Genomic DNA, 26,524 nt, shown 5'->3' with positions numbered 1-26,524 from the left:
GAAGATAGAAAAAAATGTACCACAACAGATGCGAATCGTCGCTTAATCATTGTGATACGGGCGGCCCTGCAAAATCTGGTCGGCGCGGTACAATTGTTCCGAGAAGAATAACCGGATCATCTGGTGGGTGAAAGTCATTTTGGAAAGCGATAATTTCTGCTTTGCCGCGGCATATACTTCATCAGAAAAACCATACGCACCACCAATGACGAAGGCGACATTTTTCACTGCATTTCCCTGCCAGTGATCAATCTTAGCAGCCAGTTCACGGCTGGTCCACATAGCGCCGTTTTCGTCCAGAAGAATGATCTGGTCACATCCTTCCAGTTGCGAGAGGATGAGTTTGCCTTCTTCCTTCTTTAACTGTGCCGGCGACAAGTTTTTAGCATTCCGTACATCCGGGATTTCCACAAAAGAAAAATTCCAGGCGCGCGGCAGCCGTTTAATGTAATAGTCCATCAGTGATTGAATTTCCCTGTCGGCGGTTTTACCGACACAAACCAGATTAATGCGCATTTCCTATCTTTGCTTGCAAATATAACGGAATGCGCCTGAACACGCCCGCCTTTCTTACACGGATTCGTAACTTCCTCGATGAGCTTCACATCCCTTTTTTAGGGATTTCTCTTTGGAAGATGTTCGAGGTGTACGGTCAGGGTGTTTTTAAAATGCAGATCGGGCGCAGCGCTGCGAGTATTTCCTGGAGCTTTTTCCTGAGCCTGTTTCCTTTTATTCTTTTTATGCTATCGCTGCTGCCGTATTTGCCGCATTATGACAAGTTGCAGTTTTACATTTTTGATGTATTGATGACCAATATTCTTCCGTCCAGAATTCAAAAGGATGTTTCGGGTTATATTCAGGAGTTTATTCTGCCGAACATGAAAAACATCAGCAACATCACTATTGTTTTTGCCATGGTTTTTGCGGTAAACGGTACCCACTCGCTGATCAACGGATTTAATCAGAATACGAATCTCAAACGCGGTGCCGTGAAGGAATATTTGGTCGCTTTTGTTATAACGATTGCCTTTATCGCCTTAATTCTGGCAACGCTGCTGGGGATTTATTACAGTGAAGTTGTGCTGAAACTGTTTACACCGCAGTTTAGCATTTCCTGGTTTGTCGATAATTTATCGAAGATGATCGGGTTTATTTCGTTTCCGCTGTTTTACCTGATATTGCTGACCCTGTTTTACTGGGTGGGATGCCTGAAGATTACCACCTTTCGCCAGGCGCTGCCCGGCGCCATTTTAACTACCATTCTTTTCGTGGTCGTTACCTATTTTTTCGCGATTTATGTCCGGAATTTTGCGCGGTATAATGTGCTGTACGGATCGATCGGCAGTATTATTCTGGTGATGATCTGGGTTAATATAAATATCATTTTAATTCTGTTGGGAAACGAACTCAACATTGCCATTAAAAAAGTACGGCTCGAAAAAATGATTGCTGATGAAATGATTGCTACCGAACTCAGTACCTATTCTTCTGCTAATGAAAAACTGCCCTCGGACAGAGATTCGCTGACGACTGATTAATCCTCAGCTTCCGCTTCTCTTTTCTTTCCGATGTATTTTAAAAGCACATAACCGGCAAAACCAGAAATGGCCGAGGCTACCAAAATGGCAAATTTCGCCTCGTCCTGAATATCTACTCTGCCTTTAAAGGAAAGAATGGATATGAAAATCGACATCGTGAAACCAATCCCGGCGAGCAGGCCGGCGCCCATCATCTGAGACCAGGAGGTATCCTGCGGTAAAGTACTTATTTTAAGTTTTATAAAAATCCAGGAAAAAAGGTTGATGCCGATGATTTTCCCCAGCACCAAGCCAAGTATAACACCGTAACCGAGGCTGGAAAAGAGACCGTCCACCATTCCTTCTTTAAACATAATATTGGTATTTGCCAAAGCAAAAAGCGGCATGATAAGGAAGTTCACCGGCAGGTGCAGCTTCTGTTCCATGATTTCCAGCGGCGAGGGAACTTCGGCCGACTCATTGGTCGGAATGGTGAAAGCCAGCAGCACGCCCGCAATAGTTGCGTGAATGCCGGAGTGATGCATGCAATACCAAAGTACGATCCCCGGCAGCACATACATGTATTTCCTCGTGACGCCTATTTTATTGAAGACCACCAGCAAAGCCACAATCGCCGCGCTGACCGCCAGGTAAACCCACTGCAGTTGATCGGTATAAAAAATAGCAATGACGAGAATGGCACCCAGATCATCCACAATGGCGAGAGCCGCCAGAAAGATTTTTAAGGATAAAGGCGCACGTTTCCCCAGCATGGAAATAATGGCCAGCGAAAACGCAATATCCGTTGCCATAGGGATCGCCCAGCCGTGTTCATATTCCGTATGGTTATTAAAAGCGAGGTAAATTACTGCAGGAACAAGCATTCCGCCGATGGCTGCAATAATCGGCAAAGAAGCGGATTTAAGGCTGGAAAGCTCACCCTCAATGATTTCACGCTTTATTTCCAAACCTACGAGCAGGAAGAAAATCGCCATCAGGCCGTCATTAATCCAGATCCCGACGGGATAGCGCAGGTGCATAAAATCTGTTCCGAGTTGGGTGTCCAGCAATTGCTGAAAAGCAGGCCCGGCTGATGAATTGGCGATCATTAGCGAAACGAGTACGCAGAAGATAAGCAGGAAACCGGACGATTGGGAACTGTGCAGAAATTTTTTAAAGTAGCGGGAAATAGGCGACATTGATTATATTTAAAGTCTTTTGACGCGTGACACGCCGTTGATGTTTTTAAGTTGCTTAAAGGTTTCTTCGAGCTGGCTGCGGTTCTTCACTTCGAGGTTAATGTTGCCGAGGAAAATACCGTTATTGGATTCAATGGACATACTTTTCATATCCATACTCATGGTATTACTAATGACTGCGGTGATGTCATTAATCATTCCCATGCGGTCCAGGCCTTCGATCTCGATTTTAATACGGTTGCGGAAGCTTTCTTCGTTTACCCATTTGGCCGGAAGCACGCGGTAATCGTATTGTGCACGCAGGTTGATGGCATTCGGGCAGTTGTCATTGTGGACTTTGATTCCGTCGGAAATGGTAATGAAACCGAAAATTTTGTCGCCCGGAATTACGGTGCAGCACTTAGCAAAAGAATAATTCATCTTTTCTTCATCTTTACCGAAGACAATCATATTCAGATTGGTTTCCGGTGTTTCAGTGAAGACATCGCTTTTGTTAGAGGACTTGCGCAGCCGCTGCAAAATATTGCTGAAAAGACCTTTGCCTTCGGTGTACTTTTTCACGTCACTGGCATCCAGCTGTCCGCTCTGGAACTTCAGGAATAATTCCTGCGAGGTTTTCAGGCCGAAGAATTTCTGCATCTTATTGATCTCGTCGTCATTGTAATTGATCTTAGCATGACGCATTTTTCGCTGCAGAATTTCCTTGCCTTCTTCGGTAAGCGCATTTTTTTCGGAGTTTAAAATCGCCTTGATTTTAGATTTGGCTTTGGAAGTCACCACGAATTCCAGCCAGTCCGGTTTTGGCTTTTGATTTTGGGAAGATAAAATGTCGACCTGATCGCCGTTTCGTAAAACATATGAAATCGGAACCAGTTTGCCGTTTACTTTGGCACCCAGACACTTGCTGCCCAGATCAGAGTGTACCGAAAAGGCAAAATCCAGCGCGGTGGAGCCGATCGGCAAAATTTTAATTTCTCCCTTCGGTGTGAAAACAAAAACTTCTTTGGAGTAGAGGTTAAGTTTAATGTCATCCAGCAATTCGGTGGTGCTCAGCGACTGCTGGTTTTCCAGCACTTCACGGATTTCCGTTACCCAGCGCTCAAAGTTGCGGTCATCGGAATTTTGGCGGTAGCCTTCTTTGTATTTATAGTGTGCCGCGACGCCTTTCTCGGCGATATCATCCATTCGCTCGGAACGGATCTGTACTTCAATCCATTTTTTATCCGGGCCGAGTATGGTCAGGTGCAAACTTTCATATCCGGTGGAACGCGGTTGCGAAATCCAGTCGCGCATGCGGTGCGGATTGCTGTGGTATAAATCGGTTACGATGGAATAAATTTTCCAGGCCAGGAATTTCTCGTTCTTGGCATCTGATTTATATATGATCCGGATGGCGTAATTATCAAAAACTTCCTCGAAGGTTACGCCTTGCTTCAGCATTTTCCGGTAAATCGAGGAAACCGCTTTTGCCCGGCCCTTGATGGAGAAGTTTAAACCTTCGGCTGATAATTGTTCTGAAACTTCCTTCTTAAACTCTTCAATGTATTTTTCCCGGTTTTCCTTGGCAAGTTCCAGTTTTTCAGATATGTCGTTGTAGACATCCGGATTATTAAACTTTAAGCTTAAATCTTCCAGTTCTGATTTTATATTATACAGACCCAGACGGTGGGCGAGTGGCGCATAAATATAAACTGTTTCGCTGGCGATCTTCTTCTGTTTATCCGGGCGCATGCTGTCCAGTGTGCGCATATTGTGCAGGCGGTCCGCAATTTTTATTAAAATCACCCGAAAATCGGTAGATAAAGTGAGTAGCAACTTCCGATAGTTTTCAGACTGAATGGAGATATTCTGGTGGTTCATCACCGAAATCTTGGTGAGTCCGTTGACAATATCCGCGATTTTCTGACCAAAGATTTTCTTTAAATCTTCGTAGGTATAATCTGAATCTTCAATCACGTCGTGAAGCAGGGCACAGGCAATGGAGGTTGCTCCCAAACCGATTTCATTAGCGACAATTTTTGCCACTTCAATCGGATGGTAGATGTAAGGTTCACCCGTTTTGCGACGCTGATCCTTGTGGGCATCCAGCGCAATATCAAAAGCCTTTCGGATTACTTTGTTTTGGTCCTCATCAAGCTTGCGGTAGGTATTGGAAATTAAATCTTTATACCGCGCCAGGATTTCTTTGTTTTCCTGTTCTAAATCATAAGCCATACTCAACGACATTTAGGTCTTGCAAAATACGAAAAATATGGCAGTTCAAAAGCTTTGCCGATTGATGTCAGCAACGGTTTGCGGTGATTATTTTATCTTATGTTTCCTGCTTCAAAAACCAAGTCCGGACGCCCGAAAAAACGATAATGTGTATATTTGAAAACACAATCTATCCATATGAAATATAAAATGCTGCTTCTGGTATTTTTCACAACCGTAACATGGCACGCGCAAACTGTTTCTCAGAAACTCGACGCAGCTGTACACAAACTTCTCAGCAATTCTGTGGCACAGTCTGCCAGCCTCTCTTTATATGTTGCAGATAAGAATGGCAAAATCATTTACGAATATCAGCCCAATATAGGTTTAAGCACGGCTTCCACACAAAAGATCTTTACGGCTGCGGCAGTGCTGGAAGAACTGGGACCGGAATACCGCTATTTTACCACTTTGTCATATTCAGGAAATCTGTCCAATGAAGTTCTGAAAGGAAACTTATATCTTTTTTCCACCGGAGATCCCACGCTCGGGAGCTGGCGCTACACCGGATTTAAACCGGAAGATTTTAAAAAAGATATTATTGCATCGCTGAAACAAAAAAACATTAAAGAGATTACCGGTGATCTGATTATCGATGATTCTTATTTTGATTTCCAGACGGTGCCCGGCGGATGGCCGTGGAATGATATCGGGAACTACTACGGCGCCGGCGTTTGGGGCGTCAACTGGAGAGAGAACCAGTTTGATGTGCAGCTGACTCGAGGTGAAATTAAAAGCATTAACATTCCTTTACCCGGCGTGCAATGGGTGAACGATGTGGAGGTAAGCGGAAATTATGATCAAAGCCTGATTTTTACGGCGCCGCACAGTCCGGTAGCCCATATCAATGGAAAACTGCCTGCAAAAAGCATCACCGTTTCGGGTGCAACGCCAAATCCACCTCTGTCCCTTGGCTACGAATTGAAAGACTGGATGCAGCAAGCCGGAATCAGCTTTTCGGGAACTATTACTTCCGCCTCCGAAGCACGCAGTGCCGGCACATCTATTCCGGCCGGCTCAAGAACAGAGATATTGAAATATTATTCCCCAACCCTGGAAAAAATGGTGTACTGGTTTATGCGAAAAAGCATTAATTTATACGGAGAGACCTTCGTGAAAACTTTAGCAAAAGAAAAAAAGAACGAAGGGAGTTTTTCCGTCGGTGTAGATTACCTTAAAAAATTCTGGACCAATAAGGGTATCAGCTCGGTGATGCTCAATTTTGCTGATGGCAGCGGGCTGAGTCCACAAAATTACGTGTCCGCCAAAGCGGAAGTACAGGCGCTCCAATGGTCGCAAAAACAAAGCTGGTATCCAATTTTCCTGGAATCCCTGCCGGTTCAGGGAAATGGAATGAAGATGAAAAGCGGCACCATGAAAAACACCAAATCCTTCGCCGGCTATCACACCTCTAAATCCGGAGAGCAATACACTTTTGCAATTATCATTAATAATTACCAGGGCAGCAACAGCAGTGATGCACTCTACCAAATCCTGAATAATTTAAAATAAATGAAAGCGGCCAGCTTCCTGTCTAAACTCAACAACTGGATTATTTACCTGCTGCTGACCACCGCCGTAGGTGCGCTGGTGGTGGCCTCGGTCATGGTAATCGATTATCTTCGGAAGGAAGAAATTAACCGGATCGAACTGTTTGCCACGGCAATGAAATATCAGCAGGAAGAAATGCTCGAAGATCCGAAAACGCTGGATCTGATTCTGCAGATTAACAAAGCAAATACGACGGTACCGGTCATCATCACCGATAAAAACAAAAAGCCGCTGGGTCCGGATTTCCAGGTGAATATTCCGGAATATATTCAGCAGGATCCGGAGCGCCTGAAAATACTGCTGCAGAAAATGGAAAGTTCCTACAAACCCATCGAACTGCAAATGCCCGACGGAAATAACCAATACGTGTATTACACCAACTCGGATCTGTTGAACAATTTGCGTTATTCACCGTATCTGCTGGGTTTATTGATTGTGGCGTATGTGTCTTTTTCTTTCTGGTTTTTGCGCACTATTAAAAAAACGGATGAAGGCTACGTGTGGGCCGGACTGGCCAAAGAAACAGCGCACCAGATCGGAACGCCGCTTTCGTCGATGATTGGCTGGATCGAAATTTTACGGCTGGAAAACGAAAACAGCGAAGGCGTTCGCGAAATCGAAAACGACATTAACAGGCTAAAAACCATCAGCGAAAGATTCTCAAAAATAGGTTCTGTGCCGGAACTTAATGACTTGAATATCAATGAAACCATTCAGCTCAATTACGATTATCTGAAATCACGAATATCCAAAAAAGTTCATTTTATGCTCCTCCTGCCGCGCGAGCAGTTGCTTGTGCCGCATAACCGGATCCTGCTCAGCTGGGTGATCGAAAACATGGTGAAAAACGCCGTGGATGCCATGCGCGGTGAAGGCCGGCTCGAGATTGAACTGTATGAAAAACACCGCAATATTGTCATTAATATTAAAGATTCCGGATCGGGCATGACACGCACCCAGGCACGAAATGCGTTCCGGGCCGGGTACTCCACCAAAAAAAGAGGGTGGGGCCTGGGCTTATCTTTGGCGAAACGCGTGATCCGGGAATATCATAAAGGAGATATTAAAATTGCGGCTACCGCTCCGGGGCACGGAACGACCTTCAGAATCACCATGCGAAATAGCTGACCGCAGTCCAGCAGCTATTATTACTTTTCCATGTAGTTAATATAATATTCTGCGCTGAACTGAACTGGTGCTTTACTTTTCAGTTTTACTGTTTGCCAATTTTCCGTCGGATGTAAAGTGATATCAGCATTTGCCGGTCGTACCGGCAAATGCAAATTGGGAACTGTGTTCTGGTAGCGATACTGCAGTTTTCGTCCTTTTTGTTTGTATTCCAGTACCGGGATTTGTACCGTGCGCAGATATTGATCAAACACCGTGGAAAAATCAAAACCAGCTGCCCGGGAAATATAATCCTCCACTTGTTTTGAAGTAACCGTCTGGTGATAAAACGTTTTGTTCAGCCCGCGCAGGATTTGCCGGAACTTTTCATCATTATTGATTACCTGGCGAATGGTATGCAGCATATTTGCGCCTTTATAATACATGTCTCCGCTGCCGGATTTCGCAACGCCGTAGGGTCCGATAATCGTTTTGTCGTTCTTAATATTTTGCCGGATTCCCTGCACATAGGTGCTGCCGGCCTGTTTGTTCATATATCTTTCGGTAAACAGCGTTTCACTGTAATTGGTGAAACTTTCGTGGATCCACATATCTGCCTTGTCCTGAGCTGTTATGTTATTGGCAAACCATTCATGACCGCTTTCGTGAACAATGATAAAGTCCCAGTTCAGCCCCACACCGGTACCCGATAAGTCCCGGCCCAGGTAACCGTTCGCATAGCCATTGCCGTACCCAACGCCACTTTGATGCTCCATGCCGAGATACGGCGTTTCGATCAATTTATAGGAATCTTCATAAAATGGATACGGCCCGAACCAGTACTCAAAGGCAGCGAGCATCGGTTTTACCTGCGTAAACTGCTTTTTCGCTTTTCCCAGATTTTCTTCCAGCACCCAATAGTCCAGATCGAGTGTCCCCTTTTCGCCTGAAAACTGCTCGCCGAAGTGAACATACTTTCCTACGTTCGGAACGATAGAGTACGCATTAATAGGATTGGTGACTTGCCAGGTAAATTTGTTTTTGCCATTGATTTTCTCCTGCCGGATCAGCCGACCATTTCCAACACCCGTAAGTTCCGGCGCGGTAATAATCGACATGACCATGCCCTGATCGGGCTCATCGCTCCAAAGGTCTTTAAGCGGTAACCACACCGAGGTACCAATTCCTTCCTGTGCTACGGACATCCACGGATTGCCCTCGGTATCTTTTTTCCACACCCAGCCGCCATCCCAGGGAGCATTCTTAGCTTCGGTGGGTTTGCCTTCAAAATAAATTGTGAAAGAGGCTGTTTCGCCTGCGCGGTAGTCAGTGTTTGATTGCAGGAAGATAAAATCACCGTCGCGGCGGGTAGTGTATTTTTTCTGATCTGCTTGTGCTAAGCTGAAATTCATTGGCTGCTGCAAATCAATCTGAAAAACAGGCTTTTGCACATCTTTCAAGAGTTTAAAAGAAATGGTATTGCTGCCGCGGAGTGTTTTGGTTTCAAACTGCGGTTCAACTTCAATTTCATATTTCTGCACATCCCAAAAATTGCGGTACACGATATTAGAACCTTTCAGCGTATCCGCTTTCGTGAAAGTTTGTGCACTAAAAATTACCGGAATCAAAGCGAGTGTCAGCAGCGTTTTTTTCATAATAGAAGAAGTATACCCGCAAAGATAGAAGTTTCCGCACAGCCGGATGATACACAGCAGGTGAATAAATTATAGTATTTTTACGAAAATTTTTACGTTGATGAAAGTCAGACATTTTGCCGTTGCGTGCCTTTTCTTGTTCGCGATCTCCTGTAACAAAGACCAGCAGGTCCTGGATTCCCTTTATGAATACAATGCATCCATGGAAAGCCAGGGATACCATTTCGGTGATACCCTCAAACTGCCTAAAAAGGTGACAGATAATGCAGAGACCATTACCATCAGTTTCGGTGATAAAGAAACAACCAGCTTGGTAATCGATCCGGCTTTCTATACGCTGGGCGATAATGCGGTCACGTTTGTGGTTAAAAAGAAGAATGGAGAAGAACTGACGCAGGATGCGACCATCAATGTATTCGCGCGCAATGCCGAAGTTTTACTGAAATATGAAATTGTGGCTGAATATCCGCACGATCCTCAATATTTTGTACAGGGATTTGAGTTGGAAGGCAATATGATTTATGAATCAGACGGCCAGTTTGGGAAGTCAAGAATTATGAAATATCAGCTGGGAACCACCAAACCCGTGGTGGAAACTGAGCAGACAGCCGATGTTTTCTCGGAAGGCTGCACCATCGTGGGGGATAAAATTTACCAGCTGACCTGGCAGAATAAAAAAGGGTTTATTTATGATAAAAATTCACTCAAGCTGCTCAGCGAATTCGACTATCCGAATGTGATGGGCGAGGGCTGGGGCCTTACGTATGACGGAAAGCATTTAATTGCCTCAGATGGAACCAAAAATATTTATTATTTAAAAGTGGACAATCCTTCAGAAATGGTAAGGCATTTCTCAGTAGCAGGAAAATCCGAAGCATACGACCAGTTGAACGAACTGGAATATAAAGACGGATTCATCTATGCCAATGTTTGGCAGAAACCGATTGTCATTAAAATTAATCCCGAAAACGGTGAAGTAGTGGCAAAATTTGATTTTAGTGAAATCGCGCGCAAGCATACCACCGGAAATGATGATGTATTGAATGGCATTGCTTTCAAAGGTGAGAACATGCTGATCACCGGCAAAAACTGGCCGGCGATATACGAGGTTAAAATTTTAAAATAATTCGTGAAAAAGCTGTCTGTCTTTTTTCTGTTGTTATGCAGTATGGTGTACGGACAGCAACAGATCGTTCCGGCCGATACCGTGGTATGGAAGGATATATCAGATGTTCAAATCGATGATCTGGGTTATTTTCTCCTTTATAATTCACAAAAACAAAGTTTTACAAAGTATGACGCCGCCGGATTGCCGGTTGCCACCATCGGGTTCCGGCATCCGTTTCGGATACCGTCCGTACAGAACAGCCTGCGTTATCCGGCCTTTTCACAAAATTTGCAGGAACTGTCTTTTTTGGATGCGCGGCTGGCCGTCACTGAAAAAATTAAATTTCCGCTAACGCTAGGTTTTATCCGCGCGGTGTTTGTGGAAGATTTGCAGGAAGCCTGGTTGCTGGAAGAAAGCAGGCAGCGCCTGATCCAATACAATTACCGGGAAGATCAAATCCTGCAGGAAATTCCCTTTCCCATTTCATTTGCAGAAGTGAATGATTTCCTAATCTACCGGCGGGAAATATTTTTGCTGACAAAAAACGCACTGCAGGTGTACAACCTACGCGGCCAGCTTTTAAAACAAATTCTGGTGGAAAATGCAAGACGCCTGCGACGAGAAAATAAAACCATTTTTGTGCTGACTGATCAGGCTGTTTTGCAACTGAGCGATGATCTCCTGCAAATTACCTTCACGTGCCCGCAATGCCGCTTTGTGGATAAAAACTCGACCGGCTATTTGGGAATGACTGAGGACAAACTCTATCTTTACCCGCTGAAAAAAGAAGCAGTGAAATAACTGTTTCCGCAGTCAGTACAACTTTTCATTTAAATATTTTTATATAATACTATGCATATCGCGGTCACCGGAAACATCGGAGCAGGCAAAACTACACTTACCACCATGCTGGCCAAACATTACGGCTGGGAAGCGCAGTTCGAAGATGTGGACCATAACCCATATCTCGAAGATTTTTATGCGGATATGAGCAAATGGAGTTTTGCGCTGCAGATTTATTTTCTGGGCAGCAGATTCCGACAGGTAAAAGAAATCCGCGAGAGCGGTAAAAACATCGTACAGGACCGCACGATTTATGAGGACGCGCATATTTTTGCCCAGAACCTGAACGATATGCAGCTGCTCACCGACCGCGACTACAGAAATTACTCGTCAATTTTCGAGTTAATGAAAAGTTTTGTGTCTGCACCCGAGCTGCTTATTTATCTGAAATCGGATGTGCCGAATCTGGTGAAGAAGATTTATAAGCGCGGCCGTGATTATGAAGCTACCATCAGCATTGATTACCTTTCTAAACTGAATCAGAAGTACGAACATTGGATTTCCAACTATAAAGAAGGAAAATTACTGGTGATTGAAGTGGACGATCTGGATTTCGTGGAACGGCCGGAAGACTTCGGATATATCCTGGAAAGAACCGAAGCCGAACTGCACGGCTTATTCTAAATTTTATTTTTTTAAAAAATTGTAACTTTGAACATAATATAACCATCATGCTCAAAGTATTACACAATCCGAGCTGTTCCAAAAGCCGCGGCATTCTGGAATTTCTGGATGAAAACGGAGTGCCTTTTGAAATTATTGATTTCATTGCGCATCCGCTCTCTTATACCGAACTGAGAACCTTGGTGAAAAAGCTGAATGTTCCCGCAGAAATGCTTCTTCGAAAAAATGAGGCTTTATTTAAGGAAAAGTTTGGGCAGGAAACATTGAGTGAAGACAGATGTTTTCAAATTCTGGCAGAAAATCCCTCATTGATGCAACGTCCGATTTTGATCAAGGAACAAATAGCCATGATTGCACGCCCGATGGAAGTGGCAAAACTCTTTATCGAAGATTAATTATACCAAATCCCGCAAGGCTGCCGACAGTTTCTTATATTTAAAACTAAAATCAGTGTTTTTAATTTTTGAGTTATCAGCGCGGGTTCCCGTGAGCAGTACCGCACTCGTATCTCCAAAAATAAGTTTCAGCACAAACGAAGGCACCGGAATCGGTAAAAATAATTTATGTCGTGCGTGTGCCAGCTGTTTCATAAAATCAGCATTAGTCGGAACTTCATCTGCAAGCGCGTTATAAGGGCCATCAAGCTTTCTATTTTCGATAGCAGCCACGTACATGTTGACCATGTCTTCCAGGTGAATCCAGTTCATCCATTGTTTACCGGAACCAACCGGCGCGGAGAGATTTAAATTCACAATCTGCAGCAACTGTGGCAAGGCGCCACCTTTATTACTGAGCACCATTGGGGTACGCAAATGAACCACTCTTTCCGCCACATCGCGAAACTGCTCGGCAGCCTGTTCCCAGACTACACATAAATCAGACAGAAAATCGTGGTGAACTACAGCGTCCGCTTCCGTAAGTATTTGATTATCCGTAAACGTCCCGTAATAATTAATTCCCGAGGCGGAAACAAAACTATCGAGCTGAATACCGGACTGATTCACATATTGATGAAGGAGATTGGCAGCATCCACGCGGCTGGCGTACATTTCACGCTTGTTTTTTTCAGTCCAGCGCTGGCTGATCGGCGCGCCGGCCAGGTGGACAATGGATTGTACACCTTCAAAGGTTGTTGGATCAATATATTTTTTAGTGAGATCCCAGCGTAACTCCTCCTGCGTGGCAGGTTCATGCCGTGTGAGCAGTTTTAAGACGTGTCCCTGCTGACGTAATTGATGACATAAAGCCTTTCCGACGAGGCCGCTGCCACCGGTGATGAGTATCGTCATTTCGTTAATGATATTAAAGCATCATAACACCATCGATTTTCCCTACTTCTTTATATATACGGATGACTTGGTCTGCATCCATCACAAAAGCGTTAATATTTAAGGAGGTGTATTTTCCGTTTTTGCTTTCGCGGCTGGACAGGGTGAACTTAATGCCATCGAAAACGCGGTAAATTTCTGTGTGTTTGGAGGGATCGTTATTGATGATGAATTTAAAAAGATAATCTTCGGGAAAATCATGGGTGGCTTCCAGTTTTTCTTTTAATGATTTATAAAATTCTTCGGGATTGGCGTTCTGGTCGTTTTCTATAATATTGAGCATAATAAATAATTCTTAAGTATTTCCGCGGATCGCGAGAACAGGTGTTTTATATAAAAGATGATTAGCGGTTCTGCTGTAAGGCATTTTGCAGCGTCACCGCATTTTGTTGTTCGTGCTGTTCGATAATATTAAACAGGCCATTAACCATCTGCTGAGCAGCCAGCCTGCTGATGCCCGACGTAAGGCTGTTCGAAGCGTTCTGCTGTCCTCCGAAAATGCTGCCGAACAAATTGTTTCCGGCCATGGCTGAGTTTAAGGTCTGCACAATTCCGTACTCATTAAGTTTTGCATCTACTCTGGGTGCAATGGCGGCCATGAGTTGGGTTTCAGTTTTCTCGCGCAGTAATTTGGTAGCAGTGCCGCTTCCGCCCTGTACGATGCGCGTCACATCTTCCGCCGTCAGCGAGTTTACCGCATTGACCAGTACCGGCCGGGACACATCTACTGTAAAGGCCGCCGCCTGCGCAATATATTCGCGTTCTTTTTGCACGAGATTTCCAAGGCCGATCTTCTCCAGCGTATTATTAAGTTCGCGCAACTGCGACGGCATGGCCGCATCAATCAGCCGGTTCGCTAAAAAGCTGTTTTTATCTGCAAAAATACCCAACCCTTTGGTAATACCGCCCAAAAGAACTTTTTTCAGTACGGCAATTCCCACGGCAGAGGTAGCCAGTGCCACACAACTTTGCGTGGTGGTCGCTGCCGCCACAACGGAAGCACTTGCAACTATGATGGTTTTTGTTCTCATTAGAATTAAAATTAAAAAATATGGAGAATTACTCAAATAATACGCCAAATCAGAACATACTTCTTATTTGTGACAGTCCGGCCTGGTTCAACTTGCAAGGAGGAATTTGTAGATTGCAAAACCGCCCTGCTGTGACATAACATGTATTTACCTAAGACAAGAATGATCGATGGTTTGTTTATAACTATAAAAAGCAGGCTAGCGGTATTAAAGACCTTGAGTTTCACGAAGGCAAAACATCCACTTTAACATCTATAAAAGGATGCCGCCATACTGCCATGGCAATATTTATGAGAGCCCGTTTTTAATACGGTGCATTAGTGTAAATATGCAAAATAGAACTATCTTTGTCAATAAAAATAAAAATAGAACAAAAGCGACGTTTTATCTTTATTAAGAGATTGGGCTTATAATTGATATAGAGATACAATCGGTGAGGAATTCGCAATGTATTATGATCAGCTAATAATCCTGATACTTTACTGCATATTAATTATAAGAAGTTGTATAACACCGCTTTACAATGAATAATAAGATAATAGAACTCATCAGTTTTAGGCTTTATCAAAATAAATCAAAGAGGCTTTTTTTGTCGGTTTATTATTGTTATTTTTGAACACTGAAAATTATTAAAAGAAATGAGAGATCAATTCATCAAATGGGGAGCTGTAATCCTGGTGGTGACCTGGGCGCTGTCGCTTGTTTTAAAGGCGCACCTCTGGATTCCTGTTCTTCTTACCTGCATCTATTTACTGGGAATTTATAACAGTTTCCAGACGAAACATGCCATCCTCCGGAACTTCCCGGTACTTGGTTACTTCCGCTACTTTTTCGAGGGTATTTCTCCGGAAATGCAGCAGTACTTTATTGAACGTGAAACCGACGGGAAACCCTTTCCGCGCAATGAGCGTTCTGCCGCGTACCGACGCGCTAAAAACTTAACCGATACCGTTCCTTTCGGAACGCAGCTCGATATTAATACCCGACGCTACGAAGGGATTAAGCATTCTATTTATGCTAAATCACCGATGGAAGAATTGCCGCGCGTGTGGGTAGGAGGTGATGATTGTACCCAAAAATACAATGCCTCTATTTTTAACATTTCTGCCATGAGTTTTGGTTCTTTGAGTGACCGTGCGGTCATCTCCTTAAACCGTGGAGCTAAGAAAGGACAATTTTACCATAATACAGGTGAAGGGGGAATCTCTCCTTACCACTTGCAGGGAGGTGACCTTTGCTGGCAGATCGGTACCGGATATTTCGGATGCCGTGATGAGGAAGGAAATTTCTCTCCGGACATCTTTAAGAAAAATGTGTCACTACCGACGGTGAAGATGATTGAAATCAAATTGTCACAAGGTGCTAAACCGGGACACGGAGGTGTGTTGCCAGGTTCTAAGAATACACCCGAGATTGCGGCAATTCGTCACGTACAGCCAGGGATGACTATTGTTTCTCCGCCATCGCACTCTGCTTTTTCCAATGCAGCCGGGTTGTTAAATTTTATTAAGCAACTTCGTGACCTGTCTGGTGGGAAACCGGTTGGTTTTAAACTTTGTATTGGTGATACCAGCGAGTTTGAGGACATCTGTGAGCAGATGAACATCCTGAAAATTTATCCTGATTTTATTACCATTGATGGTGCTGAGGGTGGTACCGGTGCTGCACCGCCAGAATTCTCCGATGGGGTAGGTATGCCTTTGGAGCCTGCTTTAATTTACGTAAACCGTACGCTGACCAATTACGGACTGCGTGACAAAATGAAACTGATTGCTAGTGGCAAAGTCCTGACTTCTTTGGATATTCTTCGTGCCATCGCGATGGGTGCTGATATGTGTAATAATGCGCGCGGATTTATGTTTGCACTGGGTTGTATTCAGGCCTTGCGTTGTAACACCAACACTTGTCCTACCGGGGTTGCTACGCAGGATAAAATGCTGATTAAAGGTCTGGATGTTACTGATAAAAGCGAACGTGTATACCACTTCCACAAGAATACACTGCGTACCTGCAATGAACTGATGGCAGCGGCAGGCCGCGCTTCTTATGATGATGTTGACGCTAGCATGTTCATGAGAGGAGATGAATTTGAACATCTTGCAGATGGTTACTTCCCTGAAGTGTTTACCAATCTGAAGAAAACTGAGCCAATGGCCAGCAAGTTTGAATAAGCGATAAAATTAATTGTACTAAAGCTCCGTTTTTCGGAGCTTTTTTTGTGCACATAGGGTTTGACACAGTATTTTCATTTGAATGATCATTACAGGCTTTAAAACAATCATTTATAGAAGCTATAAAACCCGTCATCATGTGACTGCCCAAGCTTTATAATTATGATGCTCTTCAGTCCGGTATTTCTATGTTTTGATTACTAGCGGTTTTCTGTCGGTATATTGTGGCTTGTGAATTCAGCTTGTTATCTGCCCGTTTTATTCTGTTGTGCAAACCTGAATTGCATTCCTGAATAAAAGTAAACCGCTGAAGTCAATTGGCATAAAAGCATTTTTAACAGCATATCTCCAAACACAAAAAATCCGAACCTTTCGAGTTCGGATTTAGTATTCAGTATAAAAGCTGATTATGCTTCTGTATTTTCTTCCTCTGTGGTAGCTTTAGGAGCAGCAGGAGCAGCCTTTTGTACAGGCTCTGCAGGAGCGTCAGATACTACTTCGAAATCGAAGTTGTGTTCTACATTTCTGTGCAGACGGATCAACGCGGTAAATTTACCGGTTCTCTTGATGTTGTTACCAGGAATTTTGATGTATTTTTTATCAACCTGAACGCCTGATTTAGAAAGCTCTTCAGAAAGATCTGCATTGTTGATAGAACCAAACAGTTTATCACCGGTACCCACTTTCGCAGCGATGGTAATATTGGTGTTTTTCAGTTGCTCAACCGTTGCGTTCGCAGCAGAAACCAATTTTGCTTCTTCTTCTTTTCTTGATTCCAAAGTTTCAGCAAGTGCCGCTTTGTTTTTTGGCGTAGCCAGTACTGCCAGGCCTTGTGGCAATAGGAAGTTACGTGCATAACCCGGTTTAACACTTACGGTATCAAACTCCAGTCCCAGGTTTTCTACGTCTTTTTTTAGGATAATGTCCATTGTTGTTGTCTTGTTTTTGTTTGGCAGAAGCAAATTTCATAAAGCTTCTTTAAAACAGTTAGAATATAAATTTAATTCAGCAACTTAAAAAAGAGGAAAACTGAACGCTTTCCTCTTCTCTTTGTTTCTTATTTTAAAAGGTCAGCAACGTAAGGCATCATAGCCAGGTGACGTGCTCTTTTGATCGCTGCAGAAACTTTACGCTGGTATTTCAGGGAAGTTCCGGTGTAGCGTCTTGGTAAAATTTTACCCTGCTCGTTCACAAACTGCAACAGGAAGTCAGCGTCTTTGTAATCAACGTGCTTAATTCCGTATTTTTTGAAACGGCAGTATTTTTTGTCGGATTTTGTATTAATATCTACAGGGGTCAGAAATCTTACTTCAGATTCACCACCTGCGGAGGCTTGTTTAGCCATATCATCGATTGCCATATCTGTATCTTTTTTTAAAATTATGCTTTAGCAGCTTTCAGTTTGTTTCTTCTGGTAACGGCATAGTCAATCGCATGCTTGTCCAGTTTTGTAGTCAGGTAACGGATCACTCGTTCGTCACGTTTGAAGGCGAGCTCCAGATCAGCTACCACAGTTCCTTCTCCCTTAAATTCGATCAGGGTGTAGAAACCATTCTTTTTCAGCTGAATTGGGTAAGCTAATTTTTTCAGTCCCCATTTTTCTTTGGCGACAATTTCGCAATTGTTTGAAGTCAACAGGTCTTCAAACTTTTTCACTGCTTCCTCCACCTGTGCGTCAGATAGAACGGGAGTTAAAATGAAAACAGTTTCGTAGTTGTTCATGATGTTAAATAATTTGTTAAATATTACAAGCTGCAAAAGTAAAGTTTATTTTGCAGTCTCACAACAAAAGAGAGTTCTAATTTGCTGTAAATAAAACAAGTTCTTTTTGAAACCGTAAACAAAAAAAGCCCGCTTACGCAGGCCCTCAATAATTATAATAAATGAAAAGATTACTTTTTCAAAATTTTCACTGTTTTGCTGCCGGCTTCGGTTTGAACAGTTACCACATAAACGCCCGGCGACAGTTTGCTCAGATTGATCTGATTTTTCTGTGCTGCCATTGTGTGACTCGATACAGCTTTCCCGGTCAGATCATGTACCGTTACGCCGGATAATTTGCTGTCTGAATCGATATTCAGCACATCTAGCACCGGATTCGGGTATACATTCAAATTCTGGCGATTCGCTTCGCTTGTGCCGAGTGTACCTACATTCACCGTATAATCTTCTGCCTGGCCATAACTTGCACCCATGCAAGGGTTAAGTAAATTAGTAGAGCCGAAAATCTTTTTAACACGCATTCTGGTAGAACCGGCAACTGCATCAGCTGGAACAGCGATATCCATTGTCACTTCCTTGCCATCCGTACCGGTTGAGTTTTGCAAGGCGGTCGGTACCTGGTACACTTCTCCTGCATCATCCAGTATTCCATTTTGGTTCCAGTCGATGAATACCACGAAGTTATTTTTGAAATTTCCTGATGTATTCCCTTGCAATTTAATCGTATATGTGTTTCCGGCCGAAACATTTCCCGTAATATTAATAAAGTCCTGGTGTCCTTCTGTATTAGAGGTCGCCGCAGGGGTCACATTATTAATACCTGCAAAATTTACTAACGTAATAGGCTCTGTTTTGGAGGTGAAATTCAGCGGTCCGCAATACGGCGCAAATGGATTTGCCATCGTGGTAAAACTGAATACCGTACAGCCTGTTGCAGCACCAACACTGTTTTTGGGAACTACTTTCCAATAATAGGTCTTATCAGCTTCCAGATTCAGTACGTTGTAGGACATTTCCGAAGTGGAGCCCAGTAAAGTAGTTGGGTCCGGGTTGGTATCCAGGTAAACGTCGTAAGCTGATGCTTCGCCACCCATTGTTGCTGCGGTCCATTTCAATGATAAAGGAACGTTATAATCAACTCCGGTCGTGCTGTTTGCCGGCGAAGTGAGCGTAGGGCATCCGGGCGCTTCTGTCGGAATATCCTTTACCAGAATATTGTCCAGCAGCAACACGAATTTATCGGTAGAATTATTTACAAAGGCAATGCGTACGCTGGTGCCGGCATAATCCGCCAGTGATGCCGTTCTTTTGATCCAGGCACCATTTTCAGCCGCTGTGCTGTAGAGCGTCACTGTAAAATCAGCCACCGTATTGCCACCGCTTGGAGCCAGCATTACTTTATATCCGTCGCGGAAATCCGGATCTTGTGCTTTGGCTTCCCAAGATAAATCAGCTCCTCCGGCAGGGATCGCAATAGCCGGCGAAATTAACCAGTCGTTGGAAGTGCCGGCCGGATCATACCAGGATGAACTGGCAGCTGCATAATTTCCATCGGGGCCACCATAATTGGGAGTCGGGCCGCCGCGGTCTACCCGAATCCAGGCACTCGCATCATACTGTGCCACTGCTTCAGCGTGTGGGAGGCCATCCACATCAATCTTTGTCCAGGCACCGATCCCCGGACCATTCCCATCAAAATCTTCCTGGAAGATTTGCGATGTTGCCAAAAATGGCATTGCCAGTAAAGAGGCAGTAAGTAAAGTTTTTTTCATAACATAAAATTTGGTTAGTTATCTGCCGAAGTTAGAAAAATATTTTTATATCAGCAAAACAAATTGCTTTTTATTATTAAATTATACAGGCTAAATAGAAATGCTTGCATAGATAATAATAACAGGTTGCAGTGCGGAACTGTGCCACATTCTGAGAAAAAGCATAATTCGGGGCATAAAAAAGCCCGCTTACGCAGGCTCCTTCATATAATATAAAATTCTTATTTCCCAAGTTTAATCCTCAGGTTTTTGAGCATATCTTCCGTCATCGATGCAATATCGAAATCATAACTTAGATTCCAGTCTTCCTTCGCACGGGAATCGTCAATGGAGGCCGGCCAGGAATCGGCAATCTGCTGCCGGAAATCAGGCTCGTAAGAAATCTCAAACTCCGGAATGTGCTTTTTAATTTCGGCTGCCAGCTCCGCCGGTGTAAAGGAGAGCCCGCCTAAATTGTATGAAGTATGTACGGTCAGGTTTTCCTTCGGAGCCTCCATTAGCGCCAGCGTCGCGTTGATCGCATCATCCATATATAGCATCGGCATCCCCGTGTTTTCAGAAATAAAACTTGTGTACTTTCCTTCATTAATCGCTTCATAGAATATTTCCACTGCGTAATCCGTTGTGCCGCCGCCTGCCGGTGTTTTCCATGAAATCAGGCCCGGATAGCGGATGCTTCGTACATCCACACCGTATTTATCAAAATAATATTCACACCATTTTTCACCTGCCATTTTACTAATGCCGTACACCGTCGTCGGATTCAGTACCACATCCTGACCTACGTCATGCTTGGGCAATCCTTTGCCGAAAACCGCAATCGAACTCGGCCAGAAAATTTTCTTAATTAGCCCTTCCTTTGCCATTTCACAGAAATGCAACAGGGGCTCCAGATTGAGTTTCCAGGCGAACAGCGGCTGTTTCTCGGAAGTTCCCGACAGTAAGGAGGCGAGGTGGTACACCGTTGTAATCTCATAATCCTGAATCACCTGCCGCACCAGCTGCGTATTGGTAACATCCATTCGTTCATAATGTCCCGCCGCAGTAATGCCTTTCTGAAAACGGTCCAGTCCCGAAGCTACAACACTATCGGCACCGTGTATTTCAACCAGCCGGTTCGTCAGTTCCGTGCCAATCTGGCCCAGCGCGCCGGTAATAAGAATCTTTTCTGATTTGGATCGCATAGTACTTTTTTATAATTTCCCACAAATTTACTCATTTGCATTGTGAATTTCAGCCGGCAGCGTCAGAATATTTATTTGGGCAACTAAATCCGTCTTCCGCTCCCGCTTCCCGCGCCTTCGCTGGCGCGGGAGAGCTCCGCTCAAGCCGGGTTGCAGTTCGGTTTGTCTCCGCGCGTTTTGTGCATTTTTAATTAAATTTGGTCAAATTTTGCAACCATGAAAAAATCAGTACTTCTCATATTGGCCGTTCCCGGCTTCCTGTTTGCGCAGTTCACCAATATCAAAATACAGAAACAGAACTCATCCGACACCGGCGGCATGGTGGTTTCCGCGCATCCGTTGGCAAGTGAAGCCGGCGCCGAAATTCTACGGAAAGGCGGCAATGCGTTTGATGCAGCAATTGCAGTTCAATATGCCTTGGCAGTGGTATATCCGCAGGCTGGCAACATCGGTGGTGGCGGCTTTATGGTGGCAACAAGGGCAAACGGTGAGAAGCTCGCCCTCGATTTCCGTGAAACCGCACCTGCGGCGGCCCATCGCGATATGTACCTGGATGATTCAGGTAATGCAAATACGGATCTTTCACAAAATGGGTCGCTGGCCGTGGGTATTCCGGGTACGATCGCCGGACTTTTTGCGACCCACCGCTACGCAAATCTGCCCATGGCCGAACTGATCCAGCCTGCCATTGATCTGGCGGAAAAGGGAGTTTCGCTCACAGTGCACGAAGCTGACCTGCTTAATGAACATGCCACAGATTTCGCAAAGTTTAATAGGCATCAAACGGCCTTTCAGAAAAACCGCACCTGGTATCCGGGAGATATTCTGAAACAACCCGAACTCGCGCAAACCCTGAGACGCATCCAGCAAGACGGTCTGGCAGGTTTCTACAGTGGCAAAACAGCTGATCTTATCGTGCAGGAAATGAAACGTTCCGGCGGCATTATCACCGCCGAAGATTTAAAAAATTATAAAGTACACGAACGCACGCCACTTGAAATACCGTACGACGGGCATCAAATCGTCACTATGCCATTACCGTCCAGTGGCGGGATTTTGCTGAGCCAGATGCTGCAAATGTCCGAGTTGGCAGGACTGCAGCACTACGCACAAAATTCCACAGAAGCCGTGCAGATCATGGTAGAAGCAGAACGCCGTGCCTTCGCAGACCGCGCAGCTTATATGGGTGACCCGGCTTTCATTACGGATGAAACTGAAAAACTCACCTCCCGGGAATATGTTCGCAGCCGCTGGAGCAGTTTTAGTTTTAAAAAAGCAACTCCCAGCGCGGACGTGGGCGATATTATACAACCCGTTACGGAATCTACTGAAACCACGCACATTTCCATCACGGACCGGTATGGCAATGCGGTGGCCGTTACGACTACTTTAAACGGCTTGTATGGAAGCAGGGTAGTGGTGCGTGGGGCTGGCTTCTTATTAAATAATGAAATGGATGATTTCTCCATCAAGCCCGGTGTACCGAATATGTTCGGTGCTGTGGGTGGTGAGGCCAATGCGATACAGCCCGGAAAAAGAATGCTGAGTTCCATGACGCCTACGGTTGTTCTTAAAAATGGAAAACCTTTTATGGTGGTTGGAACGCCCGGTGGCACGACTATTCCAACAAGCGTGTATCAAACGATTGTGAATGTCATTGACTTTGAGCTCTCACCGGCCGCGGCGGTAAATGCGCCGAAATTTCATCATCAGTGGCTGCCTGAAACAGTTTCGGTAGAGAAACGCTTTCCAAAGTCAGTCCGTCAAAAACTCGAAGATAAAAATTACACCGTCACTGAACGCGGTAATATCGGTCGTACCGAATTGATTTTGATTAAAAAAGATGGCGTCACCGGTATTGCGGATTGGCGGGGCGACGATTCGGCTGCAGCGGAATAAAACTTACTGACCGGCCAGTTTCTTCAGCATTCCGTTGAATATTAAACCGTGAAAAGGTAATACAGAATACCAATACAGCCTTCCGGAAATTCCCAGCGGCCGAAAGGTGGCTTCCTGATGCAAAATGCCGTCTTTAATCCTGAACTCCAGCCAGGCTTCACCCGGAACTTTCATTTCGGCAAACAGCAGCAGGCGATTCTCACTTTTGCTGGCATACAACACACGCCAGAAATCCACCGAATCTCCCGCCTGGAGTGTATTCGTATTCCGGCGGCCGCGGCGTAATCCCACACCGCCAAACAGTTTGTCCAGAAAACCCCGGGTACGCCACAGGAAGTCTGCATAGTACCAGCCGGTTTTACCGCCAATACTAAAGATTCTTTCCAAAGCTTTTTCCTCGTCGTCAACCTTCATCTCGCGGATATCCTTATAACAACCTTCATCCGGAACCTCCAGGTATTGCCATACTTTTCTTTTATGAAACTGGTTACTGAAAGAGTCAAACCAGCTGGAAAGCACATCGTTTTGCTTAATCTTGTCAAACGCCATGCGGATGGCTTCACAGTAAGAAAATACATGGATGTTGAGCCGCTCCGCTAAATTGTTGGGCTCGGCAACTACGTCCACTTTCATGCTGTCCACCAGATTCTTTGCTAACGGATAACTCGTAGAAGTCACAAAATACAGCCAGTACGAAGAAAATCGCGGAGACATCACGGGAATCGTGATAATCTTTCGCTTCAGGCCGCGAATTTTGGCATATTCCAGCAGCATCTGTTTATAAGTCAGTACATCACTGCCTGCAATATCATAATGCTGGTTATAAGTGAATTCCTGCCCGAGGACACCGGTCAGGAACTGCATCACATTCCGGATAGCGATAGGCTGGCATTGGGTGTTCAGCCATTTGGGCGTAATCATAACCGGAAGCTTCTCCACCAGATCACGGATAATCTCGAACGAGGCGCTGCCACTGCCCACGATGATGGCCGCCCGTAAACTCGTGAGTGCATAATGGCTGCTGTGCAGTGCTTCTTCCACATTTTTGCGGGACTGCAAATGCCGCGACAGCTTTTTCTCGTTGACGATACCTGTCAGAAAGATAACCTGCTTAACGCTTGTCTTTTCCAGTGCGCTTCTGAAATTCAACGCAGACTGTTTTTCTTTTTTTAAAAAATCACCTTTGCCGGAGGACATGGAGTGAACGAGATAGTATGCGGCATCGATATCCTCCGGGATGTTCTGAAGGGTATCCTCGATTAAAAAATCGTTTTCAATCACCTCAATCTGACTTAGGTTGTTTTTGAAAAGATCCGTACTGAACCGATGTTTATCCCGGACGGAACACACCACATGGTGCCCGTCTGCCACTAATTGAATTAGTAATCTTTTGCCGATGTAACCGGTAACGCCAGTGAGGAATATTTTCATGATGGAAAAAACTTTTGCAAAATTTCGTATCTGCTTTTGAAGATAAACTTTACCTTATTTGTTACGGAGCTGCCTGCAAGAAGGTCGCCAATAACCCCGAACGGTAATTTAAAATTCACAATGTCGGTCATTTTCACCTGCCCGTCCGGCATCTCTTCGAAATGGTGTTCATGATGCCACATCGCATACGGGCCAAACCGCTGCTCGTCCACGAAAAACCTGCGATCCTCCAGGTGCGTAATTTCGGTAATCCAATTGGATTTAACAAGCGGAAAAATTCCGATTTTATAGGTGATGATCTGGCCGCGATACGTGGTGGGCGGTGGGTTATTGGTAATATAAAATTTCATTTCCGGCGGCGTAATTTTATCCAGGTTCATGGGTACCGTGAAGAATGCCCAGGCTTTTTCAAGACTGACCGGTAAAATCTGCTCCGAGGTCAACGTATAAATGCCGGATTGCTTCTTTAAAACGATGTTCATGGCTGCACTGGAAATTTAGTTTTTAAATATTCAAATAATAAGGTAATGCTGTACAAAAGCGCAAAACAATAAAAGCTGTCCTCCACCGGAATGGTTCCCAACCTGATTCCCAGATTTTCATTATTGTCATAATACACCACCGGCTCTGCGGAATAACTGCCGGTAAGCGCGCCGTTCACAAAATAGAAAGGAATGAAGATGATAATAAAGCTCAGATAAAATCTTCGCGCCACTTCCCATTTGTAAATGAGCTGAAATAACAGCAGAATCGTAAAAAGGCCCAGGCAGACAAAAGTGTACAGCCTTTCATGGTATAAAACAGTTAAAGTAAGTCCTGTTAGAAATAAAATCCAGCTGATTACGCTGGTAGCTTTTTCGCTCAGCATTATTTTAGGGTAAAAATATTCCAGCGAGTAATGAATAAAAACACTGGCGTACGGAATTAGTAAAAAGAAAAGATACTCCTCCAGTGGCATCCCGAGAATTCGGAGTCCAATCAGATATTCATCATTAAAACCCCAGACCTGCTGATACGTGAAAAAAACATCCCAGGCTATAAAGAAAAATCCGACAATAATAATCGCCAGGAAATAAGGTTTCCAGTAGCGGATGAAATGCATGCGTTTTCGCTCGAAGCTAAAAACAAAAGGAATTAAAAAGCTAAAAACGTCGAGAAGTAAGTAGTAGAATGATTGCAAGATATATTATTTTTTGGTGGACAATCGTGCCTCTTTAAAGTATTTATAGGGAACATACAGCATTCCGAAGCATTCGCCATCGTGCTTGCCGAGATGCTTGTGGTGCATTTTGTGTGCTTTTCGTAAACCGCGGAAATACCAGTTATTGGTTTTATCAAACCATTTAAATCTGCGATGAATTAAAACATCATGGACCAGGAAATAACAAATTCCATAAATCAGAATACCGAGTCCTACAAAAAACATCCAGTTCAGGTCGCCACGGCTGCCGAAATAAAACAGCAGAATGCTGGGAATCGCGAAGATTACAAAGAAAGCGTCGTTCTTTTCAAAGACATGCGGATAGCCGGGCTGATGATGATCTTCATGAAGGTACCAGCCGAAACCATGCATCACATACCGGTGTGTAAGCCAAGTAATGCCTTCCATGGCTAAAAATACAGCCAGTGTAATCAAAATAAAATATGCCGTTTGCATCTTAGAGTTTTAATTTTTCTTTCATATATTTTTTAATTTCCGCGTCCTGTACGGTGGGGAAGGCTTTTTTCAGAAACTTTCTGTCCTCTTCAATATGCTGATGGTAGCCGAGCAAACTCGGAATGTTTTCCTGCGTAATGAGTCGCATCAGGCGGAGCTCCACATTATCCGGCGCGGCTTTAATCGCCTGTTCCATCAGTTGTTTTCCTTCTTTGAAGTAAGACATTTTTTTTAACGGATTAAAAACATGTTTCACCATTAGGAAATTTCCCGCTGCATGAAAACCCTGGTATAAGGCATTTCCGCTTTTGCTGTAAGCGGCTTCCGCTTTATTAATAAATGTTTTGGTCTCACTCTCGGAGTGCTGCGCTTTTTTAATCATTTCGCGGAACTGAACTGAGGATTGGGCATTACACATCTGGCCAAAAAGTAAAACGAAAAATAAATACCTGAGCTTCATCTGACTATATTT

Annotated in this window: 26 protein-coding genes; 9 read left to right on the top strand and 17 right to left on the bottom strand. The window is 44.3% G+C overall.

Features of this window, described 5'->3' with window-relative positions; genetic code table 11:
- Positions 1–42 precede the first annotated feature (42 nt).
- On the bottom strand, positions 43–516 hold the full coding sequence (locus tag MVI27_RS07010; protein ID WP_246960098.1) for a 23S rRNA (pseudouridine(1915)-N(3))-methyltransferase RlmH: 474 nt from the start codon (positions 514–516) through the stop codon (positions 43–45).
- Between the two features lie 29 nt (positions 517–545).
- On the opposite strand from MVI27_RS07010, the gene MVI27_RS07005 reads away from it, so the two are divergent.
- Positions 546–1,538 (top strand): YihY/virulence factor BrkB family protein, encoded by a 993-nt coding sequence (locus MVI27_RS07005; protein WP_246960097.1) that lies wholly within the window; start codon positions 546–548, stop codon positions 1,536–1,538.
- On the opposite strand, the gene nhaA is transcribed toward MVI27_RS07005, so the two are convergent.
- Entirely contained in the window at positions 1,535–2,716 is a 1,182-nt protein-coding gene (gene nhaA, locus MVI27_RS07000) for a Na+/H+ antiporter NhaA (protein ID WP_246960096.1), read from the bottom strand. The two genes, MVI27_RS07005 and nhaA, sit on opposite strands and share 4 nt — an antisense overlap.
- 9 nt (positions 2,717–2,725) lie before the next feature.
- Positions 2,726–4,930 (bottom strand): RelA/SpoT family protein, encoded by a 2,205-nt coding sequence (locus MVI27_RS06995; protein ID WP_246960095.1) that lies wholly within the window; start codon positions 4,928–4,930, stop codon positions 2,726–2,728.
- A gap of 177 nt (positions 4,931–5,107) precedes the next feature.
- On the opposite strand from MVI27_RS06995, the gene dacB reads away from it, so the two are divergent.
- The gene (dacB, locus tag MVI27_RS06990) at positions 5,108–6,481 is read left to right on the top strand and encodes a D-alanyl-D-alanine carboxypeptidase/D-alanyl-D-alanine endopeptidase (RefSeq protein WP_246960094.1); all 1,374 of its coding nucleotides are present in this window, start codon (positions 5,108–5,110) and stop codon (positions 6,479–6,481) included.
- The gene (locus MVI27_RS06985; protein WP_246960093.1) at positions 6,482–7,648 is read left to right on the top strand and encodes a sensor histidine kinase; all 1,167 of its coding nucleotides are present in this window, start codon (positions 6,482–6,484) and stop codon (positions 7,646–7,648) included.
- 20 nt (positions 7,649–7,668) lie between these two features.
- On the opposite strand, the gene MVI27_RS06980 is transcribed toward MVI27_RS06985, so the two are convergent.
- Positions 7,669–9,282 (bottom strand): M1 family metallopeptidase, encoded by a 1,614-nt coding sequence (locus tag MVI27_RS06980; RefSeq protein WP_246960092.1) that lies wholly within the window; start codon positions 9,280–9,282, stop codon positions 7,669–7,671.
- Positions 9,283–9,382: 100 nt separating this feature from the next.
- Here MVI27_RS06980 and MVI27_RS06975 point away from each other — a divergent pair, with 100 nt between their 5' ends.
- From MVI27_RS06975 to MVI27_RS06960, 4 genes are read left to right on the top strand one after another with little or no spacing between them, the layout of a single operon-like run.
- Entirely contained in the window at positions 9,383–10,408 is a 1,026-nt protein-coding gene (locus MVI27_RS06975; RefSeq protein ID WP_246960091.1) for a glutaminyl-peptide cyclotransferase, read from the top strand.
- A gap of 3 nt (positions 10,409–10,411) precedes the next feature.
- Positions 10,412–11,191 (top strand): hypothetical protein, encoded by a 780-nt coding sequence (locus tag MVI27_RS06970; protein WP_246960090.1) that lies wholly within the window; start codon positions 10,412–10,414, stop codon positions 11,189–11,191.
- 51 nt (positions 11,192–11,242) lie between these two features.
- Positions 11,243–11,857 carry a deoxynucleoside kinase gene (locus tag MVI27_RS06965; RefSeq protein WP_246960089.1) on the top strand — a complete coding sequence of 205 codons (615 nt, stop codon included), beginning with the start codon at positions 11,243–11,245 and terminating at the stop codon, positions 11,855–11,857.
- A gap of 47 nt (positions 11,858–11,904) precedes the next feature.
- Positions 11,905–12,252, top strand: coding sequence for an ArsC/Spx/MgsR family protein (locus MVI27_RS06960; protein ID WP_246960088.1), 348 nt, complete (start codon positions 11,905–11,907; stop codon positions 12,250–12,252).
- On the opposite strand, the gene MVI27_RS06955 is transcribed toward MVI27_RS06960, so the two are convergent.
- The 3 genes from MVI27_RS06955 to MVI27_RS06945 all read right to left on the bottom strand — a co-directional run bounded on the left by MVI27_RS06955 (position 12,253) and on the right by MVI27_RS06945 (position 14,216).
- Positions 12,253–13,146 carry a TIGR01777 family oxidoreductase gene (locus tag MVI27_RS06955; RefSeq protein WP_246960087.1) on the bottom strand — a complete coding sequence of 298 codons (894 nt, stop codon included), beginning with the start codon at positions 13,144–13,146 and terminating at the stop codon, positions 12,253–12,255.
- 13 nt (positions 13,147–13,159) lie between these two features.
- Positions 13,160–13,468 carry a DUF493 domain-containing protein gene (locus MVI27_RS06950; protein WP_246960086.1) on the bottom strand — a complete coding sequence of 103 codons (309 nt, stop codon included), beginning with the start codon at positions 13,466–13,468 and terminating at the stop codon, positions 13,160–13,162.
- Positions 13,469–13,529: 61 nt separating this feature from the next.
- Positions 13,530–14,216 carry a DUF4197 family protein gene (locus tag MVI27_RS06945; RefSeq protein ID WP_246960085.1) on the bottom strand — a complete coding sequence of 229 codons (687 nt, stop codon included), beginning with the start codon at positions 14,214–14,216 and terminating at the stop codon, positions 13,530–13,532.
- Positions 14,217–14,854: 638 nt separating this feature from the next.
- On the opposite strand from MVI27_RS06945, the gene MVI27_RS06940 reads away from it, so the two are divergent.
- Positions 14,855–16,387 (top strand): FMN-binding glutamate synthase family protein, encoded by a 1,533-nt coding sequence (locus MVI27_RS06940; protein WP_246960084.1) that lies wholly within the window; start codon positions 14,855–14,857, stop codon positions 16,385–16,387.
- Positions 16,388–16,794: 407 nt separating this feature from the next.
- Here the strand turns inward: MVI27_RS06940 and rplI are convergent, their stop codons facing one another.
- The 5 genes from rplI to MVI27_RS06915 all read right to left on the bottom strand — a co-directional run bounded on the left by rplI (position 16,795) and on the right by MVI27_RS06915 (position 21,065).
- Positions 16,795–17,316, bottom strand: coding sequence for a 50S ribosomal protein L9 (rplI, locus tag MVI27_RS06935; protein WP_246960083.1), 522 nt, complete (start codon positions 17,314–17,316; stop codon positions 16,795–16,797).
- A 128-nt stretch (positions 17,317–17,444) separates the two neighbouring features.
- A complete protein-coding gene (gene rpsR / locus MVI27_RS06930) occupies positions 17,445–17,747 on the bottom strand; it encodes a 30S ribosomal protein S18 (RefSeq protein ID WP_246960082.1) in 303 nt (100 codons plus the stop codon).
- A gap of 20 nt (positions 17,748–17,767) precedes the next feature.
- The gene (gene rpsF, locus MVI27_RS06925; protein WP_246960081.1) at positions 17,768–18,109 is read right to left on the bottom strand and encodes a 30S ribosomal protein S6; all 342 of its coding nucleotides are present in this window, start codon (positions 18,107–18,109) and stop codon (positions 17,768–17,770) included.
- 170 nt (positions 18,110–18,279) lie between these two features.
- Positions 18,280–19,881, bottom strand: a complete 1,602-nt coding sequence (locus MVI27_RS06920) for a T9SS-dependent choice-of-anchor J family protein (RefSeq protein WP_246960080.1) — start codon at positions 19,879–19,881, stop codon at positions 18,280–18,282.
- Positions 19,882–20,102: 221 nt separating this feature from the next.
- Positions 20,103–21,065 carry an NAD-dependent epimerase/dehydratase family protein gene (locus tag MVI27_RS06915; protein ID WP_246960079.1) on the bottom strand — a complete coding sequence of 321 codons (963 nt, stop codon included), beginning with the start codon at positions 21,063–21,065 and terminating at the stop codon, positions 20,103–20,105.
- 216 nt (positions 21,066–21,281) lie between these two features.
- Between MVI27_RS06915 and ggt the strand changes: the two genes are divergently transcribed.
- Complete coding sequence (ggt, locus tag MVI27_RS06910) at positions 21,282–22,964, top strand: gamma-glutamyltransferase (RefSeq protein WP_246960078.1); 1,683 nt, start codon at positions 21,282–21,284, stop codon at positions 22,962–22,964.
- 3 nt (positions 22,965–22,967) lie between these two features.
- Here ggt and MVI27_RS06905 read toward each other — a convergent pair whose 3' ends face one another.
- The 5 genes from MVI27_RS06905 to MVI27_RS06885 are packed head-to-tail and all read right to left on the bottom strand — an operon-like array spanning position 22,968 to position 26,512.
- Positions 22,968–24,395 (bottom strand): SDR family oxidoreductase, encoded by a 1,428-nt coding sequence (locus tag MVI27_RS06905; RefSeq protein WP_246960077.1) that lies wholly within the window; start codon positions 24,393–24,395, stop codon positions 22,968–22,970.
- Positions 24,392–24,877 (bottom strand): SRPBCC family protein, encoded by a 486-nt coding sequence (locus tag MVI27_RS06900; RefSeq protein WP_246960076.1) that lies wholly within the window; start codon positions 24,875–24,877, stop codon positions 24,392–24,394. Before MVI27_RS06900 ends, MVI27_RS06905 begins: the two co-directional genes overlap by 4 nt.
- Positions 24,874–25,575, bottom strand: coding sequence for a lycopene cyclase domain-containing protein (locus tag MVI27_RS06895; RefSeq protein ID WP_246960075.1), 702 nt, complete (start codon positions 25,573–25,575; stop codon positions 24,874–24,876). The genes MVI27_RS06900 and MVI27_RS06895 overlap by 4 nt, the downstream gene beginning before the upstream one ends.
- A 6-nt stretch (positions 25,576–25,581) precedes the next feature.
- Positions 25,582–26,052, bottom strand: a complete 471-nt coding sequence (locus MVI27_RS06890; RefSeq protein WP_246960074.1) for a sterol desaturase family protein — start codon at positions 26,050–26,052, stop codon at positions 25,582–25,584.
- Position 26,053: 1 nt separating this feature from the next.
- Positions 26,054–26,512 carry a hypothetical protein gene (locus MVI27_RS06885; protein ID WP_246960073.1) on the bottom strand — a complete coding sequence of 153 codons (459 nt, stop codon included), beginning with the start codon at positions 26,510–26,512 and terminating at the stop codon, positions 26,054–26,056.
- Positions 26,513–26,524 lie beyond the last annotated feature (12 nt).

This window comes from Chryseobacterium salipaludis (assembly GCF_022968825.1).
Lineage (GTDB): Bacteria > Bacteroidota > Bacteroidia > Flavobacteriales > Weeksellaceae > Kaistella > Kaistella salipaludis.
Note: the sequence above shows the minus strand (reverse complement) of the source record. Positions and strands in the feature narration are given on the sequence as shown.

What these genes read in the sequence shown, in the direction of transcription:
- rplI (WP_246960083.1), bottom strand. Translation starts at nt 17,316, where the DNA reads ATGGACATTATCCTAAAAAAAGACGTAGAAAACCTGGGACTGGAGTTT.
- MVI27_RS06945 (WP_246960085.1), bottom strand. Translation starts at nt 14,216, where the DNA reads ATGAGAACAAAAACCATCATAGTTGCAAGTGCTTCCGTTGTGGCGGCA.
- MVI27_RS06890 (WP_246960074.1), bottom strand. Translation starts at nt 26,052, where the DNA reads ATGCAAACGGCATATTTTATTTTGATTACACTGGCTGTATTTTTAGCC.
- MVI27_RS06980 (WP_246960092.1), bottom strand. Translation starts at nt 9,282, where the DNA reads ATGAAAAAAACGCTGCTGACACTCGCTTTGATTCCGGTAATTTTTAGT.
- MVI27_RS06905 (WP_246960077.1), bottom strand. Translation starts at nt 24,395, where the DNA reads ATGAAAATATTCCTCACTGGCGTTACCGGTTACATCGGCAAAAGATTA.
- MVI27_RS06920 (WP_246960080.1), bottom strand. Translation starts at nt 19,881, where the DNA reads ATGAAAAAAACTTTACTTACTGCCTCTTTACTGGCAATGCCATTTTTG.
- MVI27_RS06900 (WP_246960076.1), bottom strand. Translation starts at nt 24,877, where the DNA reads ATGAACATCGTTTTAAAGAAGCAATCCGGCATTTATACGTTGACCTCG.
- MVI27_RS07010 (WP_246960098.1), bottom strand. Translation starts at nt 516, where the DNA reads ATGCGCATTAATCTGGTTTGTGTCGGTAAAACCGCCGACAGGGAAATT.
- rpsR (WP_246960082.1), bottom strand. Translation starts at nt 17,747, where the DNA reads ATGGCAATCGATGATATGGCTAAACAAGCCTCCGCAGGTGGTGAATCT.
- MVI27_RS06915 (WP_246960079.1), bottom strand. Translation starts at nt 21,065, where the DNA reads ATGCGATCCAAATCAGAAAAGATTCTTATTACCGGCGCGCTGGGCCAG.
- dacB (WP_246960094.1), top strand. Translation starts at nt 5,108, where the DNA reads ATGAAATATAAAATGCTGCTTCTGGTATTTTTCACAACCGTAACATGG.
- MVI27_RS06950 (WP_246960086.1), bottom strand. Translation starts at nt 13,468, where the DNA reads ATGCTCAATATTATAGAAAACGACCAGAACGCCAATCCCGAAGAATTT.
- rpsF (WP_246960081.1), bottom strand. Translation starts at nt 18,109, where the DNA reads ATGAACAACTACGAAACTGTTTTCATTTTAACTCCCGTTCTATCTGAC.
- MVI27_RS06940 (WP_246960084.1), top strand. Translation starts at nt 14,855, where the DNA reads ATGAGAGATCAATTCATCAAATGGGGAGCTGTAATCCTGGTGGTGACC.
- nhaA (WP_246960096.1), bottom strand. Translation starts at nt 2,716, where the DNA reads ATGTCGCCTATTTCCCGCTACTTTAAAAAATTTCTGCACAGTTCCCAA.
- MVI27_RS06960 (WP_246960088.1), top strand. Translation starts at nt 11,905, where the DNA reads ATGCTCAAAGTATTACACAATCCGAGCTGTTCCAAAAGCCGCGGCATT.
- MVI27_RS06995 (WP_246960095.1), bottom strand. Translation starts at nt 4,930, where the DNA reads ATGGCTTATGATTTAGAACAGGAAAACAAAGAAATCCTGGCGCGGTAT.
- MVI27_RS06955 (WP_246960087.1), bottom strand. Translation starts at nt 13,146, where the DNA reads ATGACGATACTCATCACCGGTGGCAGCGGCCTCGTCGGAAAGGCTTTA.
- MVI27_RS07005 (WP_246960097.1), top strand. Translation starts at nt 546, where the DNA reads ATGCGCCTGAACACGCCCGCCTTTCTTACACGGATTCGTAACTTCCTC.
- MVI27_RS06885 (WP_246960073.1), bottom strand. Translation starts at nt 26,512, where the DNA reads ATGAAGCTCAGGTATTTATTTTTCGTTTTACTTTTTGGCCAGATGTGT.
- MVI27_RS06975 (WP_246960091.1), top strand. Translation starts at nt 9,383, where the DNA reads ATGAAAGTCAGACATTTTGCCGTTGCGTGCCTTTTCTTGTTCGCGATC.
- ggt (WP_246960078.1), top strand. Translation starts at nt 21,282, where the DNA reads ATGAAAAAATCAGTACTTCTCATATTGGCCGTTCCCGGCTTCCTGTTT.
- MVI27_RS06965 (WP_246960089.1), top strand. Translation starts at nt 11,243, where the DNA reads ATGCATATCGCGGTCACCGGAAACATCGGAGCAGGCAAAACTACACTT.
- MVI27_RS06985 (WP_246960093.1), top strand. Translation starts at nt 6,482, where the DNA reads ATGAAAGCGGCCAGCTTCCTGTCTAAACTCAACAACTGGATTATTTAC.